The organism is Gemmatimonas groenlandica (assembly GCF_013004105.1).
Classification (GTDB): domain Bacteria; phylum Gemmatimonadota; class Gemmatimonadetes; order Gemmatimonadales; family Gemmatimonadaceae; genus Gemmatimonas; species Gemmatimonas groenlandica.
The window spans coordinates 4,760,545-4,779,242 of sequence record NZ_CP053085.1; the positions used below are offsets into that span (position 1 = coordinate 4,760,545).

At 66.0% G+C, this 18,698-nt stretch carries 11 protein-coding genes; 6 read left to right on the plus strand and 5 right to left on the minus strand.

From position 1 onward, the window contains the following. Nucleotides 1–4: 4 nt before the first annotated feature. The gene (locus HKW67_RS20465; protein ID WP_171227160.1) at nt 5–1,528 is read right to left on the minus strand and encodes a fumarate hydratase; all 1,524 of its coding nucleotides are present in this window, start codon (nt 1,526–1,528) and stop codon (nt 5–7) included. A gap of 195 nt (nt 1,529–1,723) precedes the next feature. Here HKW67_RS20465 and HKW67_RS20470 point away from each other — a divergent pair, with 195 nt between their 5' ends. After that, nucleotides 1,724–3,028, plus strand: a complete 1,305-nt coding sequence (locus HKW67_RS20470; RefSeq protein WP_171227161.1) for a HEAT repeat domain-containing protein — start codon at nt 1,724–1,726, stop codon at nt 3,026–3,028. 9 nt (nt 3,029–3,037) lie between these two features. Here the strand turns inward: HKW67_RS20470 and HKW67_RS20475 are convergent, their stop codons facing one another. Both HKW67_RS20475 and gltB read right to left on the minus strand, forming a co-directional pair. Then, nucleotides 3,038–3,376 carry a hypothetical protein gene (locus HKW67_RS20475; protein WP_206044518.1) on the minus strand — a complete coding sequence of 113 codons (339 nt, stop codon included), beginning with the start codon at nt 3,374–3,376 and terminating at the stop codon, nt 3,038–3,040. A gap of 430 nt (nt 3,377–3,806) precedes the next feature. Further along, on the minus strand, nt 3,807–8,420 hold the full coding sequence (gene gltB, locus HKW67_RS20480) for a glutamate synthase large subunit (RefSeq protein WP_171227162.1): 4,614 nt from the start codon (nt 8,418–8,420) through the stop codon (nt 3,807–3,809). Nucleotides 8,421–8,570: 150 nt separating this feature from the next. On the opposite strand from gltB, the gene HKW67_RS20485 reads away from it, so the two are divergent. The 4 genes from HKW67_RS20485 to HKW67_RS20500 all read left to right on the plus strand — a co-directional run bounded on the left by HKW67_RS20485 (nt 8,571) and on the right by HKW67_RS20500 (nt 14,401). Next, nucleotides 8,571–11,063, plus strand: a complete 2,493-nt coding sequence (locus tag HKW67_RS20485; RefSeq protein WP_171227163.1) for an ABC transporter permease — start codon at nt 8,571–8,573, stop codon at nt 11,061–11,063. A gap of 11 nt (nt 11,064–11,074) precedes the next feature. Beyond that, nucleotides 11,075–12,319 (plus strand): efflux RND transporter periplasmic adaptor subunit, encoded by a 1,245-nt coding sequence (locus HKW67_RS20490; RefSeq protein WP_171227164.1) that lies wholly within the window; start codon nt 11,075–11,077, stop codon nt 12,317–12,319. Nucleotides 12,320–12,351: 32 nt separating this feature from the next. Further along, a complete protein-coding gene (locus tag HKW67_RS20495) occupies nt 12,352–13,035 on the plus strand; it encodes an ABC transporter ATP-binding protein (protein ID WP_171227165.1) in 684 nt (227 codons plus the stop codon). A gap of 91 nt (nt 13,036–13,126) precedes the next feature. Next, on the plus strand, nt 13,127–14,401 hold the full coding sequence (locus HKW67_RS20500) for a GGDEF domain-containing protein (protein WP_171227166.1): 1,275 nt from the start codon (nt 13,127–13,129) through the stop codon (nt 14,399–14,401). Between the two features lie 380 nt (nt 14,402–14,781). Here HKW67_RS20500 and HKW67_RS20505 read toward each other — a convergent pair whose 3' ends face one another. Together HKW67_RS20505 and pruA are read right to left on the minus strand one after the other, a co-directional pair. Then, the gene (locus tag HKW67_RS20505) at nt 14,782–15,741 is read right to left on the minus strand and encodes a PhzF family phenazine biosynthesis protein (protein WP_171227167.1); all 960 of its coding nucleotides are present in this window, start codon (nt 15,739–15,741) and stop codon (nt 14,782–14,784) included. A 144-nt stretch (nt 15,742–15,885) separates the two neighbouring features. Then, nucleotides 15,886–17,517 carry an L-glutamate gamma-semialdehyde dehydrogenase gene (gene pruA / locus HKW67_RS20510; RefSeq protein ID WP_171227168.1) on the minus strand — a complete coding sequence of 544 codons (1,632 nt, stop codon included), beginning with the start codon at nt 17,515–17,517 and terminating at the stop codon, nt 15,886–15,888. A 140-nt stretch (nt 17,518–17,657) separates the two neighbouring features. Here pruA and HKW67_RS20515 point away from each other — a divergent pair, with 140 nt between their 5' ends. After that, nucleotides 17,658–18,698: a hypothetical protein gene (locus HKW67_RS20515; RefSeq protein WP_171227169.1), complete on the plus strand. Its 1,041-nt coding sequence runs from the start codon at nt 17,658–17,660 to the stop codon at nt 18,696–18,698.

The following is an 18,698-nucleotide window of genomic DNA, read 5'->3' on the forward strand; positions in this document are numbered from 1 at the left end:
TCGCTTACCCCGCCAGGATCGGCAGATGTCGGATCTTTTCCTGCCACTCGCGTGGTCCGGTTTCATGCACGTTGCTGCCTGCCGCATCGACGGCGACCGTGACCGGCATGTTCTCCACCTCGAACTCGTAGATCGCTTCCATGCCGAGGTCTTCGAAGGCCACCACGCGTGATGCGCGAATTGCTTTCGAGACGAGATACGCCGCACCGCCAACCGCCATCAGATACGCCGCCTTGTGCTTGCGAATCGCTTCGAGCCCCACCGGTCCGCGTTCAGCCTTCCCGATCATCGAAATGAGCCCCGTCTTGGCCAGCATCATCTCGGTGAAGTTGTCCATCCGCGTCGCGGTGGTCGGACCGGCCGGACCCACCGCCTCATCGCGCACGGGATCCACCGGCCCCACGTAGTAGATCACGCGATTGGTGAAGTCGACGCCCGCGGGCAGTCCTTCGCCCTTCGCGAACAGATCCGCGATGCGCTTGTGGGCGGCGTCGCGACCCGTCAACAGCTTGCCGTTGAGGAGTAAGCGATCGCCGGCCGTCCAGGTGGCTACGATCTCGGGGGTGAGTGTGTCGAGGTTGACCTGCTTGGCGTTCACGTCGGGCCGCCAGGTCACGTCCGGCCAGTCGGAGAGACTCGGCACCGGGAGCGTCACGGCGCCGCTGCCGTCGAGCGTGAAGTGTGCGTGCCGCGTGGCTGCACAGTTCGGAATCATCGCGATCGGCTTCGAGGCGGCGTGCGTGGGACAATCGAAGATTTTCACGTCGAGCACCGTGGAGAGGCCACCAAGCCCCTGCGCACCGATACCCAAGGCATTGATCTTGTCGCACAGCTCGATGCGCAGCTCTTCGATCTTGTTCTGCGGCCCGCGCGCTTTGAGCTGCGTCATGTCGATGTGCTCCATCAGCGACTCCTTCGCCATGAGCATCGCCTTCTCAGCCGTACCGCCGATGCCGATGCCGAGCATGCCTGGCGGACACCAACCGGCACCCATGAGTGGTACGGTCTTCATGACCCAGTCCACGATCGAGTCACTGGGATTCAGCATGGCGAACTTCGATTTGTTCTCCGAGCCGCCGCCCTTCGCCGCCAGCTTCACCTCGACCGTGTCACCCGGCACGATCTCGTAGTGCACGATCGCCGGCGTGTTGTCGCGCGTGTTCTTGCGCGTGAATGCCGGGTCGGCCACGATCGACGCCCGCAGCACGTTGTCGGGCTGCAGGTACGCGCGCCGTACGCCCTCGTTCACCATGTCCTGCACCGACATGGTCGCGTCCCACCGCACGTTCATGCCGACTTTGAGGAACACCACCACGATGCCGGTATCCTGGCAGATCGGACGATGGCCTTCGGCACACATCCGCGAGTTGGTCAGGATCTGCGCGATCGCGTCCTTGGCGGCCGGGCTCTGCTCTTTGTCGTAGGCATCGCCCAGCGCGTGGATGTAGTCCAGCGGATGGAAGTACGAGATGTGCTGCAGCGCGTCCGCGATGGACTGGATGAAGTCGGCTTGGGCGATGGTCGTCATAGGTGGAAAAATAGTCGAGCGGGGTCGCGCGGCACCCCGGAGAAGGGCTCGGTCACGACTTGCCGGTCGATGAAATATCCGCCACGGAAAAGTCGCGCTTGAGCCCAACCGCTTAGCAGACGACCTTTAACAGTCTTCCCCGTCCTGCCTGGAGCGCCCCTGCCCATCGAATTCGTCTACGCCGCTGCGCTCGCCATGCTCATGGCGCAGCTCCGCGAGCGTGCCCCGCTGCCCGAAGTGTTGGCCAGCGTCGCTCGGCTCACTGCGCTGGCCCGTGTCGGTCGCGTCGTGCTCGATCGGCGGCAGTTGACGCGGGCCACCGACCCGGGGGTGCCCGATGGCGTTGTGGCCATGGGGAAGGCGCTCGAACTGCACGGACTCGATGCGATCGAGCTCGCGACCACGATGACCGACGCGGAGTTCCTGAAGCTCGCCGGCCTGCTGATCGGCGAGCAGCACGATGACGCCGTCCAGCTGATGGAGACGGCGGACGCGATGTCCATCTGGAACGTCCGCTTTTTGTCGGCCCACACCGGGGAGTTCGTGCGGGTCCCGTCGGCCCCCCTGGCCGCCGCCCGTCCGCTGTCGCAGCCGATGGCTCCCGCCCCGTCGGCGACGGTTGCCCACCTGTCGGCCGACGTCGAGGCCCACTTCAGTCGGATCGAGCTGGCCGTGGCGCGCGGAGACGGCGTGATCCTCTGTCGTGAGCTCGGAGAGCTGTCGCTCGCCGCGCACTTCGGCAAGGCCGCCACGCCGATGGTCCTCCAGCTCGTGGTGGAGCAGTTGCTGGACACCAAGGTGCCCCCCGAAGACGTGATCGCCCTGTTGCAGCGTGCGGGGGCCGCCGGCGCCCGTGCCACGTTTTTGCAGCTGATTGCCGCCATCGACGTGGGCGACCGTCGCACCCTGTACGACACGATGGTGTCGCTCAACGCGACTCCGGACGTGGCCCGCGAGTATCTCACGCACGACGTCTGGTACGTGGTCCGCAACGCGGTCTGCTTGCTGGGCGAGACGCGAGCGCAGTCGGCGATCGGCGCCATCGGACAAGCCCTGCGGCACGCTGATCACCGCGTGCGGATCGCCGCCGTGGTGTCCCTCGGTCAGATCGGCGGACCGGTCGCCCTCGCCCGACTCGAATCGGTGCTGTTCGACCCATCGGTCGACGTGCGCACGCGCGCCCTGTCGATCGTGTTCGCGGCTCCCGATGGCGAGCCGCTCCCGGACCGACTGGTGGGTGTGCTGAACGAAGAACAAGCGATCGAGTATCAGCTCGAGATCGTGGCGGCCCTCGGCCATCTGCAAACGCCCCGTGCCCGCCACCGCCTGCAGCAGGTCTGCGAAACCCCCGCCAACAGCTTCGAGGGCACGGAGCTGCGCATCGCGGCCATCGAGGCCCTGCGACGCGGCCACCCCGAGGTGGCCGACGCCATGTTGCTCAAGCTGCAGGACGATCCAAGCCCGATGATCCGAGAGCGGATCGCGTCGATGCTGCGGTAACGCGCCCGCTCAGCGCGGCGGCTTCATGCCAGCCGGCTTCATGGCGTCCGGCTTCATTGCGTCCGGCTTCATCGCGTCCGGCTTCATCGCGTCGGGCTTTGCCATGCCGTCCTTCTTCATGGCGTCGGCCTTCTTCTTGTCGGCCTTCGATCGCTTCGCATCGGGCTTCATCGCGTCGGGCTTCATCGCATCCGGCTTCATCGCATCCGGCTTCATCGCGTCGGTCTTCATGGCCGACTTGGCCGTGTCCTGCGGCGCGCCCATCGCCTGGGCGCGCAGCGCAGCCGGGGCGGCCGCCGTCAACATCGCGAGGACCGCCGTCGTGGTCAGAACAATTTTCGGGATCATCTCTGCTCCGGTGTGGTAGGCCCGCAGGAGCGGGCGGTTGAGCGATCGCATGGCGTCGCACTACCGGAGCGAGGCACGAACGAGACCACCCGCGTCGTGTCCCGGAGCATTCACGTAAGTCCTGCATTGGCCGCTATTTGCCTGAACTGCAGCTCGAGGGACCGGTCGACGGCGACGTTTCACGAAACGTGCTGCTTAGCACGGGCGCCCGATGATGAAACGTTTCACCGTCGCCGCTCGAGGGACGCACAAGGCCAAACAGCATCACCGCGGGTTCACGCGAATGCCCGCGGATGATGGCAAACAACAAACTGCCTGAAAGATTGCGCAACGACTCCGCTCGGAACGCCGATGTCATTCGCGGACATTCGTGCGAATTCGCGGTGAAAGCTGTTTGTTCAAAGTCGCCCAGGTACGCGCCTGACGACCGCTAGCGCGCCCCTTCCAGCGGCGTCGCCAGCAACCCATCCAACCGCGTGGTCCAGCCATCGCGGATGCGCGAGACATGCTCGGCGGTGCCGCGCGGCTTCACCTTGCGCCACCGCGGCAGTTGCTGCTCCCATCCATCCAGCAGCCAGCGCGCCCGCGCACTATTCGTCCGCTGCTGATGCAGCTGCAGCAGTCGCGACAACAGTTCGGTGTCATCCTGATCGAGATCCGCCAAGAGCACCATCTCGTGATTCAAACGGCTCGCGAACGTGTCGGCTTCGTCGAAGACATAAGCCACCCCGTTCGACATCCCCGCGCCGAAGTTGCGGCCGGCGCGACCGAGTACGGCGACCACGCCACCCGTCATGTACTCGCAGGCATGGTTGCCCACGCCCTCCACCACCGCGCACGCACCGGAATTCCGCACCGCGAACCGGTCACCCGCCTGACCGGCGGCACAGAGCACCCCGTCGGTAGCGCCGTACAGCACCGTGTTGCCGATGATCATGTTCAGGTGACTCGCCCCGCGATAGCGCGCATCGCGGAACGGACGCACACTGATCTCGGCGCCGTTCAGACTCTTGCCCACGTAGTCGTTCGCCTCCCCTTCGAGCGACAGGCGCATGCCGCGTAGCGCGAAGGCGCCGAAGCTCTGCCCCGCGCTGCCGCGGAACTCGGCGTGCAACGTACCGTCGGGCAGCCCAGCATCACCGAAGCGCTCGGCCAACGCGCCGGCCACGCGTCCGCCCACCGTGAGGTGGTGATTGCGAATCACATAGGAGCCGTGGAACTCCGCACCGGTGGCGATCGTGGACGCCGCATCGAGCAGAATCTGGGCATCGAGCGAGTCGTTGCCGTGCCGCTCGTTACGCACCAGCGTGCGTCGGCGGGCTTCGTCCTTCCGGCGCGGCGGTGACAACACCATCGACAAATCGAGCATCGCCGATCGCGGCATTTCCGGTCGTTCCGCGCGTTGCAGCAACTCCACCTGACCGATGATGTCGTCGAGCGATCGCGCGCCGAGGAACGCAAGCTCGGTGCGTACGTCCTCCGCCATGCGCGAGAAGAAGCCGATCACCTGCTCCGGCGTGCCGCGGAACTTCGCGCGCAGGTCTTCGCGCTGCGTCGCGATGCCGGTGGGGCACGTATTCAGGTGGCACTGACGCGCCATGTCGCACCCCATCGCCACCAGAGGCGCCGTGCCGAAGCCGTACGACTCGGCGCCAAGCAGCGCGGCAATGATCACGTCGCGCCCGGTGCGCAGGCCGCCGTCCACGCGCACTTCCACCCGATGACGCAGCCCGTTCTCGATCAGCACCTGCTGCGCTTCAGCCAGCCCCAGCTCCCACGGCGCGCCCGCATGCTTGATGCTCGACAACGGTGACGCGCCGGTACCACCCGAGTGTCCGGCAATGAGCACGTAGTCAGCGAACGCCTTCGCGACACCCGCCGCCACCGTGCCCACGCCTGACGACGCGACCAGCTTCACTCCCACGCGCGCCCGTGGATTCACCGTCTTTAGATCGTGTACCAGCTGCGCGAGATCTTCAATCGAGTAGATGTCATGGTGCGGTGGAGGCGAGATCAGCGTGACGCCGGGTGTGGAATGGCGCAGCCGCGCGATGAGATCGGTCACCTTGAAGCCCGGTAGCTGCCCGCCTTCGCCCGGCTTCGCGCCCTGCACGATCTTGATCTCGATCTCTTCGGCGCGCACCAGGTACTCGGTGGTCACGCCGAAGCGCGCCGACGCCACCTGCTTGATACGGCTGTCCGCGCGTTCGCTCGCCGGACGCATATACAGCACCGGATCCTCGCCGCCCTCGCCAGAGTTCGAGCGCGCCTGCATCCGGTTCATGGCGATCGAGATCGTTTCGTGCGCCTCCGGCGACAGGGAGCCCAGCGACATCGCCGACGAGATGAACCGCGCGCGAATGGCTTCCATCGGCTCCACGTCGTCAATCGAGATGGGCGTCACGTGGCGGAGCGCGAGCAGATCGCGCACGGTGGCCGGCATCGTTCCCTGCGCGCGTTCGGCGAACGTACGCCATGCGTCATCGGCGCTCGTACCAGCGCGCGAAGCCCGTGCGCTGCCAACGGCCTGCTGCAACGCCAACACCGTCTGTGGCGCCCACGCGTGCTGCTCGCCCTCTTTGCGAAAGCGTACGCGACCGAAGTCCGGCAGCGCCGACGTGGCCAGGTTGTCCGCGCCGTAGGCGCGACGATGACGCAACAGCACATCTTCCGACAGCTCACGCATGGTGAGCCCGCCCAACGCCGACGTCGTCCCGGCGAAGCTGCGGTCGATCACGTCAGCGCCAAGGCCGATGGCGTCAAACGTCTGCGCGCCGCAGTACGACGCGAGTGTGGAGATGCCCATCTTGGCCAACACCTTCAGCAAGCCCTTCTCCACGGCCGCGCGATAGCGCGATTGTGCCAGCGCAGGACCGGGGCGCTCGGCATCGGCATCCGTGCGCCCGTGTGCTGCCTCGGCAAACAGTGTAGCCACCGTTTCCATGGCCAGCCACGGATGCACCGCTTCGGCGCCATAGCCCACGAGTGTGGCCACATGGTGCTGCTCCATCGCGTCGCCCGCTTCCACCACGAGTCCCACGCGCGCGCGGAGTCCGGCGCGCACGAGATGCTGTCGTACGGCACCGACGGCCAGCAGCGCGGGAATCGGCGCCCGCTCGGCGCTCATCTTCCGGTCGCTGATCACCAGCAGTCGCGCCCCTTTGCGCGCGGCGACTTCGGCCCGACGGCACAGCGTGTCGAGTGCTGCCTCGAGCGCCTCAGGACGCGAATGCCCTTCGTACGTGGCGTCGATCGTGGCACAGGGAAAGCCGGGGAACGATCGCAGCGCCGACATTTCTTCCGGCAGCAGCACCGGGTGTTCGATGCGGAGCATCTGCGCGTACGCCGGCTTCTCCACCAACGGTGATCCGCGTCGGCCGAGGTGCATGCGCAACGACATCACCATCGACTCGCGCAGCGAATCCATGGGAGGATTCGTGACCTGCGCGAATCGTTGACGGAAATACGAATACAACGGTGGCGCACTGGGCGAGAGCACCGCCAGTGGCGCGTCGTCGCCCATACTGTACACCACCTCCGCCGCCGTCGTCGCCATCGGTTCGAGCACGAGGCGCAGATCCTCGTGACTGTATCCGAACGCGAGTTGCGTGGCGCGCAATTGATCGCTGCTGCGCACCAGCGGCTCCGTGCCGTCACTCGTGGGCAGGGTCGACATGGCCTGTGCAATCCACTTCGCGTACGGCCGTCGCGTGGCCACTTCGCGCTTGGCGGCCAGATTGCGCACGATGCGCTTGCCGGCGGTATCGACGAGAAACACGCCGCCGGGGCCAAGCTTGCCCGTCTCTACCACGTCGCGCGGATCGAAGTCGACAATGCCCACTTCGGATCCCGCCGATACCATGCCGTCGGCGCGGATCTTGTACCGGCACGGACGCAGTCCGTTGCGATCGAGTGACACCGCTACCTGAATACCATCGCTGTACGCCAGGGCGGCGGGGCCGTCCCACGGCTCGATGACGCACTGATGGTACTCGTAGAACGCCTTCACCACCGGCTCCACGTCGGGATACTTCTCCCACGCCTGGGGCACCAGCATCATCGTGGCGTGCACCGGCGAACGTCCGGCGCGCACCAGCAGTTCGAGCGCGTTGTCGAGACTGGCCGAGTCACTGCCGCGCGGACGGATCGGATCGCGCACGCGTTCCGCCAGTTCACCGAAGGCCGGCGCCTCGAGCAGCGAGCCGCGCATCGCCATGCCATTGCGATTGCCCCACAGCGTATTGATTTCGCCGTTGTGCGCGAGCATGCGGAACGGCTGCGCGAGATCCCAGCGCGGCATCGTGTTCGTGGCGTATCGCTCGTGGAACACGGCGATCGCACTTTCGAACGCGGCGTCACGCAGATCGGGGAAGAAGTCGCCGAGCTGTCCGCCGGTGAGCAGTCCCTTGTATACCACCGTACGGCACGACATGGAGCAGATGTAGAACGGATCAGTGCCGCGGGCGAGCGCGCGATGCTCCATCTCACGGCGCGCGAGATACAACTGCCGTTCCCAGGCATCGTCGTCACTGCCGGCCGGTCGGCCGATCAGGACCTGCCGGATCGCCGGCATCGAGTTGCGGGCCGACGGTCCGAGTACCTCAGGGCGCACGGGCACATCGCGCCAGCCCAGAATCGGCAGCCCATCGGCCAGCAACACGTCGGTGATGAGGGCGATCGCATCCTGCTGGGCGACCGGCTCGGTCGGGAGGAAGCACATGCCCACGGCGATCGCGGCGTCGGCCGGTAGGTGCACGCCGAGCCGCGAGGCCGCCAGAATGAACAGGCGCCGAGGGATCTGCGTCATGACGCCGGCGCCATCGGCCGAGCTGTCAGTCGACGACGCTCCGCGATGCGCAAGCCGGGCGGAGGCCTCGAGCGCGAGTGTCACCACTTCATGTGTGCGCTCGCCGCTCTGGCGTGCGATGAAGCCCACACCACACGCGTCGCGCGGGCCGTAGGCGGAGCCGGCGTCATCGGTGAACAGGGTGCCGCTGGCGTTGTGCGCACTCATAAGATCGGGCTTCGCGTGAAGGGTGGACACGAAAAGACCGTCTGGTTCGGGGCCTGAAACCTCCCCACAGACGATCCGTTGTGAAGCGAGTCGAGACGATTCAAACCGTATTGCCGGTGCCGCTGTCTATCGAACGTGGCGCCGATGCTCCGTCGCCGAATCGCTTACCGAGTGCTTGCCATGAGACATCTCACGCTCGCCTTGCGCATGCTGCGCAAGACGCCCTTCGTCACGTCGATCGCCATCGCCTCCTTGGCACTGGGGATCGGCGCGAATGCGGCCATTTTTTCGCTCTTTGATCAAATGCTGCTTCGCGCGCTGCCTGTCAATGAACCGGCGCAGCTCGTGAATCTTTCCGCCCCGGGTCCGAAGCCCGGATCGACGAACTGCGGGCAGGCCGGCGACTGCGAAGAGGTGTTCAGCTACCCGATGTTTCGCGATCTCGAGCAGCGGCAGACGCCCTTCAGTGGGCTCGCCGCGCACGTTTTGTTCGGGGCGAATCTCTCCATCAAGAATGAAGCGATGACGGGGCAGGGGACGTTCGTCTCCGGCTCCTATTTCGGCGTGCTGGGCATCGCGCCGGCCATTGGTCGCCTGCTGCAGCCGGCCGACGACGCCGTGATCGGCGCCAATTTCGTTACCGTGCTCAGCCACGAGTTCTGGCAGGAGCACTACGGCGGAGACCGGGCGATCGTTGGCCAGACGATTCTCGTGAATGGCAAGTCGCTGACCGTGGTCGGCGTAGCACCCGCCGGCTTTCGCGGTACGACGCTGGGGGCGCAGCCGGCGCTGTACGCGCCGATCAGCATGCGGGCGGCGATCACCACCTGGCGGCCGGCGTTCGATAATCGCCGCAGCTACTGGGTGTATGTGTTCGGCCGTCTCAAGCCCGGCGTGTCTCTCGAGCAGGCGAGCTCGCAGCTCAACACCACGTACAAGCCGATTCTCGCCGAGGTCGAGGCGCCGCTCCAGGAAGGCATGAGCGATGCCACCATGAAGCTGTTCAAGGCCAAGTCGCTACTGCTCACGGCGGGAGAGCGCGGGCAGAGCAGCGTCAACCGCGAAGCGAAGACGCCGTTGTACATGCTCTTCGCGATCACGATGACCGTCCTCCTGATCGCCTGTGCCAATATCGCGAACCTGTTGCTCGCGCGCGGTGCCACCCGTGCTACCGAGATGGGTGTGCGGCTCGCCCTGGGGGCCACGCGTCGACAGCTGCTTCTGCAATTGCTCACGGAATCGCTCGTGCTCGCCGTGCTTGGCGGATTGGTCAGCTTGCTGGTCGCCGTCTGGACGCTCCGCGCGGTCGGCGCACTCATGCCGCCCGAGGCGCTCGCGACGCTCAACCTCAGGTTGCAGCCGTCGATGGTACTCTTCGCGGCCGTGACGGCGATCGGCACCGGGCTGCTTTTCGGTCTCTTTCCCGCATTGCACAGCACGCGCTCGGACCTCATCACGGTCATTCGCGCCGGTGCCGGACAGATCGCGGGCGGGCGATCGGCGTCCCGCTTCCGCACCATTCTCGTGACGTCGCAGATCGCACTGTCGATGGCGCTCCTCATTTCGGCCGGCCTCTTTCTCAAGAGCCTCGTCAACGTGAGCAGCGCCGACCTCGGACTGCGCGTCGACAACGTCGCGACGTTCTCCATCACGCCGATGCGCAGTGGCTACGACAGCACGCGGGCGGCCGTGTTCTACGAACGGGTGGAACAGGAGCTGGCCGCGCTCCCCGGCGCAACCGGGGTGAGCTCGTCGATCGTTCCACTCCTTGCCGGCGACAACTGGGGCAATGATGTGCGTGTGCAGGGCTTCGCGCACGGCCCGGATGTCGATGCCAATGCGCGTTTCAACGCCATCGGCGCCGCCTACCTCAAAACGCTTGGCATGCAGCTGTTGGCCGGCCGCGAGTTCTCCGAATCGGATCGGCTCGGCAGTGGCAAGGTCGCGCTGATCAACGAAGCGTTCGCGAAGAAGTTCAATCTCGGTACGAATCCCATCGGCAAGTTCATGTCGGAGGGCGAAGATTCGCTCGACATGCAGATCGTTGGCCTCGTGAAGGACGCCAAGTATTCCCAGGTGAAGGATGATGTGCCGCCGGTGTTCTACACCCCGTGGCGCCAGCGCGGATCGGTAAGTGGCCTCTACTTCTACGTGAACAGCGCGACGCCGCCCGAGCAGTTGCTCAAGAGCATCACTGCGTTGATGAAGCGTCTCGATCCCACCGTTCCGGTGGAGGACCTCAAGTCGATGCCCCAGCAGATTCGCGAGAATCTGTTCATGGACCGGTTCATCAGCATCATGGCGTCCGCGTTCGCCGTGTTGGCCACCCTGCTGGCGGCGGTGGGGCTCTACGGCGTGCTGGCCTACTCCGTGGCACAGCGCACCCGTGAAATTGGCGTGCGCATGGCCCTTGGCGCCGACGCAGGGCGGGTACGCGCCCTGGTCATGCGGCAGGTGGGCACCATGACCGTGATCGGCGCCGCCATCGGGATGGCCGCGGCGTTCGCGCTCGGCCGCGCCGCCCAGTCGCAGCTCTACAAGCTCGAAGGACATGATCCCGTGGTGTTCGCGGCCGCGGTCGTCCTGCTCACCGTCGTCGCCCTCACGGCAGGCTATCTTCCCGCGCGCCGAGCGGCGCAGGTCGATCCTATGCATGCGCTGCGCTTCGACTGAGGTCGATTTTCATGGATATCATTCGTACTCCCACGAAGTCGTACAAACGGCAGATCATCATCGGCGCCGCCATCACCGTCGTCGTGCTCGTGACGGTGGCCCTCACGCGACTCGATCCGGCGGTACCTACCGTGCAGAGCGCCGCGGTGGTGATCGACACGGTGAAGCAGGGCGACGTGGTGCGTGAAGTGCGCGGCCCTGGGACGCTCGTGCCCGAACACATCCGTTGGATCACAGCGCAGGCCTCGGCGCGCGTGGAGCGCGTGAACACCGAGTCGGGCAGCGCGGTGAAGGCTGGCGACCTGTTGCTCGAGCTGTCGAATCCCGACCTGCAGATTCAAACCATGCAGGCCGAGCAACAGGTGCAGCAGGCGCAGATCGACTTGATCAACCTGCGTACGAATCTGCGGAGCGCGATCCTTACGCAGGAGGGCACGGTAGCCTCCACGCGCACGCAGTACGTGAGCAGCTCGCAGGAAGCGCGCGCGGCCGACTCGCTGGTGCGTATGGGCTTGGTGCCAGCGTTCGAGGCCACGAATCGCAAGGCGTCGGCGGAAGAGTTCACCACGCGCGTGCGGGTCGAGCAGGAACGTTTGTCGCTCATGCGGCAGGCCATCGACTCGCAGATCGCCGTACAGGCATCGCGTGTGGTGCAGTTGCGCGCCATCGCCGACAACCAGCAGGCGCGGCTGCGATCGCTGCAGGTGCGCGCGCCGGACGCCGGCGTCCTGCAGGAACTCACGCTGCAGCTCGGGCAGTGGGTGCCCGAGGGCACCACACTCGCGAAGGTCGTGCAACCCGGCCAGCTCAAGGCCGTCCTGCGCATCCCGGAGTCGCAGGCTAAGGACGTGCAACTCGGACAGCGCGCGTCGATCGACACGCGCAACGGACTGGTGAGCGGCAAGGTGATGCGCAAAGACCCGTCGGCGCAGGGCGGATCGGTGACGATCGATGTCGCGCTCGACGGTGCGCTTCCTTCGGGTGCCGTACCGGATCTCAGCGTGGATGGCACGATCGTGATCGACCGCATGGCGAACGTGCGGTACTCAGGGCGCCCGACCTCGAGCGCCGGCTCGGGCACGACGTCGGTGTTCCGGCTCGACGCCGACGGCTCCATCGCTGTGCGCGTGCCGGTCACGCTCGGGCGCAGCAGTGTGAACACCATCGAGATCCTGAACGGACTCTCGGTGGGCGACCGCATCATCCTGTCGGACATGAGCAGCTACGCGAATGTGAATCGCGTGCGCATCAAATGAACACCTTCCCACTGCCAGCACCGGAGCCAGCGATGTCGGAACCACTGATTCACATGAAGGGCATTCGAAAGGTGTTCTACACCGACGAGCTCGAGACGCACGCACTCGCCGATGTGCACTTCGATATCCGCAAAGGGGAGTACGTGGCCATCGCCGGCCCGTCTGGTTGCGGCAAGACCACGCTACTGGCCATCCTCGGTCTGCTCGATACGCCGTCGTCGGGCGACTACCGCATTTCGGGCACCTCGGTGGGACAGCTCGCGCCCGCCGACCGGGCGCGCGTCCGCAATCGCGAAATCGGCTTCATCTTTCAGGCGTTCAACCTGATCGGCGATCTGACGGTGTGGGAAAATGTGGAACTGCCGCTCACGTATCGGGACATGGATGCCGCCGAACGGAAGGAGCGCGTGCAGAAGGCACTCGAGCGCGTGGGGATGACCCACCGCGCCAAGCACTATCCGCCGCAGCTCTCGGGCGGCCAGCAGCAGCGCGTGGCGGTCGCCCGCGCCGTCGCCGGCGATCCCGCGATTCTGCTGGCCGACGAGCCGACGGGCAATCTGGACTCCAAGAACGGAGAAGCGGTCATGAACCTGCTGCGGGAGCTGCACGGCAACGGTTCCACCATTTGCATGGTGACGCACGACGACCGTTACGCGCAGCACGCCGATCGGACGGTGCAGTTGTTTGACGGTAAGGTGCTGGAGGCTGTGGCCTAGGTCACAGCAGGCGGGACCGGGTAGCGAACGGGGGTGTACGTGAGGTTGGTGGACGTGCCGCAGGCGCGTTATTGTCTTGCCACACATCCTCATGAACAGCGAAACCCCCCGCACGGACGTCGCCAACGCCGATATCCTCCTCTGGCAGACGGGATATCGCCTCGTGCTCGCGCTTGTCGCCGGCATCATCGCGGTCGGCCTGCGCAGCGCGGGCATTCTCACGCTGTCATCGGTTGCCTACGTCACCGTCGGTCCGGATTCGGCCGACCGCGTCCTGGGGCTCGTGGCGGTCACCTACGTCGCGCTAGTGCTGGGCATTCGGGCGCTGGTGCAGCGTACGCGGGCGGCGGGGCGTACGCTCTCCACGCTCATGGTCGTGGCCGACCTCGTGGTCGTGTTTCTGCTGGTGTTTCTTCTGGCCGAGCCCAGCGACTACCATCGCGGCTTGCTGCTGGCGCTCTTCTCGCTGCAGCTCACGCACGTGTACTTCGGTCGCGCGCCGGCGTTGCTGCTGCTCGCCGCGATCGCCGCCGCGTTCCTGCTCATCAACGACATCGCGCAGCGCTACAGCAACGATGTCTCGTGGCCCGAGGCGCTCACCACGCTTGGTTTCTTCTGTCTGGGTTCGCTGCTGGTCATTCGCGTGCAAAGCAGCCTGCATGCCCGACTGGGCACGCTGGTGGCCATCTTCGAGCGCGCCGAAGAAGGCGACTTCGCCAACTCGTATGACGTGGCGGCCGACAAGAGCCCGGACGCCATCACGACCGTGGGACGCGCCTACAACCGGATGCGCACCCAGTTGGCCAGCATCGTGCAAACGGACCCACTCTCGGGATGCTACAACCGTCGCGGGTTCGAGCAGCAGTACCGTCGCGAACTGGCGCGCGCCGCCCGTGCACAAACCGACGTGGCGCTCATTGCCATCGATCTCGATTTCTTCAAGCTGGTGAACGACACGCATGGTCACCTGGTGGGCGATCAAGTGATTGCCGAGACGGGCGAGTTGCTGCGCGCCAACGCACGTACCGACGACATCGTGGCGCGTACCGGTGGCGAGGAGTTCATGGTGCTCGCGCCGAACACCTCGGCGGCTGGCGCGCAGCATCTCGCAGTGCGCATCCTCGAGGCATTCCGTCGTCGCACCTTCGGTGAGCCCAAAGCGAAGGTCACGGTGACCGTGAGCGTGGGCGTGGTGTCGGACACGGTGCCCGACGATTCGATTGCCGAAGCCCTTCGCTCCCGCGCCGACGAAGCGCTCTATGCCGCCAAGCGCAGTGGCCGCAATCGCGTCGTGCTCTGGTCACACGGTCTCGACGCCCTACGGTTCGGTCAGACCAGCGGCGAGTTCCCGCCGGTCAGCGTATAGCGAGCGTCGGGGCCCCGCGGCAAAGCTGTTCCGTAGAAAATCAGCGATACACACCACCACACCGCGAATTCACGCGAATGGCCGCGAATTAAATCCCCACAACATTTCCTAAAAACAATCGCACGGCGATCCCGAGCGGTGCGCGGAGTCCATCCGCGTGTATCAGCGCCAATTCGCGGTAAAGCTGTTCCGTTGAGAATCGGCGATACAAACCACCACACCGCGGATTCACGCGAATGGCCGCCAATTAAATCCCCAGAACATTTCCTAAATTCAATCGCCACGACGATCCCGAGCGGTGCGCGCAGTCCATCCGCGGGTGTCAGCGCCAATTCGCGGTAAAGCTGTTCCGTTCAGAATGAGTGCGTCCCCCGACCGCCCTACCGCACCGCCATCGTCCCTTCGCTCACCAGTACCGTCGCGCCGCCCACGCGCACCGCATCGATCACGCCACCGGTCTTGTGCGCCTCGATGTGCAGCCGGCTGGGGCGACCCATCTCTACGCCCTGGGCGACTTCCCAGGTGAGCAGCCCGTCGCGCGGCGTGCGCTTGGCGAGGTAGCCCGCCAGGCAGGCGTTCGCCGAACCCGTGGCCGGGTCTTCCGGTACAGTGGAGCCGGGCACGAACACCCGCGCCCGGATATCACAGCCGCGCACATGCGCCGGCAGTAACGCATCCCGGGCGGCGTTCTGCGCCGCATCACCGTCTCGCGCCATCGCGAACACCATTGGCCACGCCGCCCAGGTGCCCTTGAGCACCGACTCCCAAGCGTCAGTGCGCAGTCGCGCACGCTCCACCGCCTCCACGCTGCTCAACGCGATCAGCTGAAAGGGCAAGCCGCAGCTCACACCCGCTGGCGCATGCGCGCCGCCCACGAGATCCGACGCGGACAGCGACAACACACTCGCCACGGCGTCGAGGTCGGTCACCTCCACGCGCTCCTCCGGCAACTGCGCCGTCGTGAGCTGCGCGTGCACCGGCACGCCGTTCTCGAGCGTAATACGCACCGGCACCGGGCCCACGTTCTCGCCCAGCACCAGCGTCATCTCATTCCCCACCGCCGGCACTTCTCCACTCGCCACCAGCACATGCGCCGTGCCGATGGTCGGATGTCCCGCGAACGGCACCTCGAGTTCGGGCGTGAAGATGCGCACCCGCCGTGTATGCGACGGATCCTCCGGCGCGAACACGAACGTCGTTTCCGCGTAGTTGAACTCCCGCGTGATGGCCTGCAGTGTTTCGGTGGAAAGTCCCTCGGCGCCAAACACCACGGCAAGCTGATTGCCCGTGAAGGGTTCGGAGGTGAAGACGTCGGCGGTGATGAAACGGAGGGTACGCATAAAAAATGAACCGGTGAGTTTCGAGTAATGAGTTCAAGTCTGGAGTCGTGAGTCAAGCCGAAGCAGTCCAACCACTCGCGACTCCGAACTTCAACTCAAAACCCAGAACTCACGTGAGTCCATCCGCCACCACCAAACCCAGCCCTACCCCAAAAACGGGTACTTCCAATCCAACGGACTCGAGAACGTCTCCTTGATGTTCCGCGCACTCACCCAGCGCATCAGGTTGAGCTTCGAGCCCGCCTTGTCGTTCGTGCCCGAGCCACGCGCGCCACCGAACGGCTGCTGACCCACCACGGCGCCAGTCGGCTTGTCGTTGATGTACAGGTTGCCCGCGCTCTGACGCAGCACGCTCATCGCCTCACGCACCGCACCACGGTCGCGCGAGAAGATGGCGCCGGTCAGGGCGTACGGTGACGTCGTGTCCACCAGCGTGAGCGTTTCGCGCCACGCGTGGTCGTCGTACGGATGGATCGTGATCACCGGGCCGAACAGCTCTTCGCACAGCATGCGATGCTTCGGGTCGCTCGTCTCCACGATCGTCGGCTCGATGAACCAGCCCTTCGAATCGTCATAGCCGCCGCCCGCGACGATCGTCGCCGAGGTCTTCGCGTCGTCGAGGTAGCCCTTCAGACGATTGAACGCCTTCTGGTCGATCACCGCCGCCACGAAGTTCGAGAAGTCGCGCACGTCGCCCTGCTTCATCTCGGCCATCATCGCCACGCAGCGGGCCTTCACGTCGGGCCACATCGACTTCGGCACGTATGCGCGGCTGGCCGCCGAGCACTTCTGCCCCTGATATTCGAACGCGCCGCGTACGATGCCCACCGCGACGGCCTGCGGGTCGGCGCTCGGGTGCACCACGATGAAGTCCTTGCCGCCCGTCTCGCCCACGATGCGCGGGTACGACTTGTACGTCCCCATGTTCGAGCCGATCGTCTTCCACATGCTGTTGAACACGCCCGTGGAGCCGGTGAAGTGCACACCGGCCAAATCGCGGTGTGCCAGCGCGATGTCGGAAATCATCGCCGCGTCACCCGGAATGAAGTTGATCACCCCCGGCGGCAGTCCCGCCTCTTCCAGCAGCTGCATCGTGTACCACGACGACAGCAGCGCCGTCGCCGACGGCTTCCAGATCACCACGTTGCCCATCAGCGCCGGGGCGCCCGGGAGGTTACCGCCGATCGCGGTGAAGTTGAATGGCGTGACCGCGTACACGAACCCTTCCAGCGGACGGTAGTCCAGCTGGTTCCACATCGTGTGGTCGGACAACGGCTGTTCGGCGTAGAGGTCCTGCGCGAACTGCGCGTTGAAGCGCCAGAAGTCGATTAGCTCGCAGGCCGCGTCGATCTCGGCCTGATGCACCGTCTTCGCCTGCCCCAGCATCGTGGCCGCGTTGATCGTGTCGCGCCATGTGGTGGTCAGCAGCTCGGCGGCGCGCAGAAACACCGCCGCGCGGTCTTCCCAGCGCCAGCTCGACCACTCGGCGGAGGCCGCCGCGCTGGCCGCGATCGCCTCGTGCACCAGCTCCGGCGTGGCCTTGTGGTACGTGGCCAACACGTGGTGGTGATCGCACGGCATGGTGACCGTGCCGGTGTTGCCGGTGTGAATCCGGCGGCCGCCGATCACGATCGGGATCTCCACCTGCTCGGTCGCCATGCGATCGAGACGGAGCTTCAGGTTCTTCGTTTCGGGCGAGTGCGGCGCGTAGGTGCGCACCGGCTCGTTAGCGGCGACCGGCACGCGACGCGTGCCATCGAAGGCGGCAAAAGACATCAGACGTTCTCCGAGAGGGCAGGATAAGGAACCAGAAAGCTAGCGTCGTGCGGATCTTGCAGTACCCTTCGCGTATGGACCTGCCTCCTGACCGTACCTCCGCTCCCCGCCGTCTGGCTCGGAACCGCCGCCAGGTTGCGTTGGCGCCGCTAACCTTCGCACTGGTCGTCGCCGCCTGCGAGAAGCCGGCGATCCGCTGGGTCGATGCCGAGGCGGTGGCGACCAATCTGCCGTCGCCGCTGGTGTACCCGCCGTATGTGGCGACCGACTCCACCCTCGACGCATCGTCGCCGTATGCCGACTTCCTGCTGACGCAGGATCTCTGGCGTGAGGCGGGCGGCAGCAACCTGCTCGAGCCAACGCTGACCAGCATGCCGGAGGCTCGCGACTCGGTCGCGAACCACGCCACGCTGCCGCCGGTGCAGACCGCCTCGGCGCCGCTGACGTCGCTGGGCAACGGCAACGCTCCGGCCGACTCCTTGCGCTGCGCCCGCTCCATCCGCGTCGTGTCTGCTGGTGCGCGCGGCCACGTCGCCGTCTGGTGGAGCCGCGGCGCAGCCGGGCGCGTGAGACTCGCGGCCGCGTGGCGGGATAGCGTGGTGGCCCCGGCGGGAGATTCGACCGCTGGTGGGGTCGCAGGCGCCTCGGTGGCGGTGCAGGGGAGCGCCTGGCGCGGACCGATCATGATCGATTCGCTCGATCAGGGTCCTGGCGACGCGCAGGCGGCCGATCGCGGCGCCTACGGCTGTGCCCGTCCAGCGCCCAGTGTCGCCATCGACAAGAAGTATGGCTACGTCCACGTCGCGTACGCGCTCACCGGTCCGGAAGGGCCCGGCGTGTTCTACGCGCACCAGATGGACCCGCGGTCGCAGTTCGAACCGCCCGTCGCGATCATCTACGGTGAACGCATCGGCGACGCCCGCGTCGCGGTGGACGCCGACGTGGTTGCGGTGGCGTACGAAGATCCGAACAGCGGACTCGGTCGCCGGAAGATCGGCCTCGCCGTGTCGCGCACGTCGGGCCATCTCTTTGAAGACCGACTCACCGCCAGCGGCGGCATCTCCGACGCCCGCGATCCGCATGTGCTGGTGCGGGGGCGCGCCGTCGTGGTCGGTTGGAGTGAAACAGCCGCTGGCGCCGATCCCATCTTCCGTTTGCGGCGTGCCCGCGTGGAGCGTTGA

Bases quoted from the DNA above. Each gene is read 5' to 3' on its own strand.
- HKW67_RS20490 (WP_171227164.1), top strand. From the start codon at position 11,075: ATGGATATCATTCGTACTCCCACGAAGTCGTACAAACGGCAGATCATC.
- HKW67_RS20505 (WP_171227167.1), bottom strand. From the start codon at position 15,741: ATGCGTACCCTCCGTTTCATCACCGCCGACGTCTTCACCTCCGAACCC.
- HKW67_RS20500 (WP_171227166.1), top strand. From the start codon at position 13,127: ATGAACAGCGAAACCCCCCGCACGGACGTCGCCAACGCCGATATCCTC.
- HKW67_RS20485 (WP_171227163.1), top strand. From the start codon at position 8,571: ATGAGACATCTCACGCTCGCCTTGCGCATGCTGCGCAAGACGCCCTTC.
- HKW67_RS20475 (WP_206044518.1), bottom strand. From the start codon at position 3,376: ATGATCCCGAAAATTGTTCTGACCACGACGGCGGTCCTCGCGATGTTG.
- HKW67_RS20495 (WP_171227165.1), top strand. From the start codon at position 12,352: ATGTCGGAACCACTGATTCACATGAAGGGCATTCGAAAGGTGTTCTAC.
- HKW67_RS20465 (WP_171227160.1), bottom strand. From the start codon at position 1,528: ATGACGACCATCGCCCAAGCCGACTTCATCCAGTCCATCGCGGACGCG.
- pruA (WP_171227168.1), bottom strand. From the start codon at position 17,517: ATGTCTTTTGCCGCCTTCGATGGCACGCGTCGCGTGCCGGTCGCCGCT.
- HKW67_RS20470 (WP_171227161.1), top strand. From the start codon at position 1,724: ATGCTCATGGCGCAGCTCCGCGAGCGTGCCCCGCTGCCCGAAGTGTTG.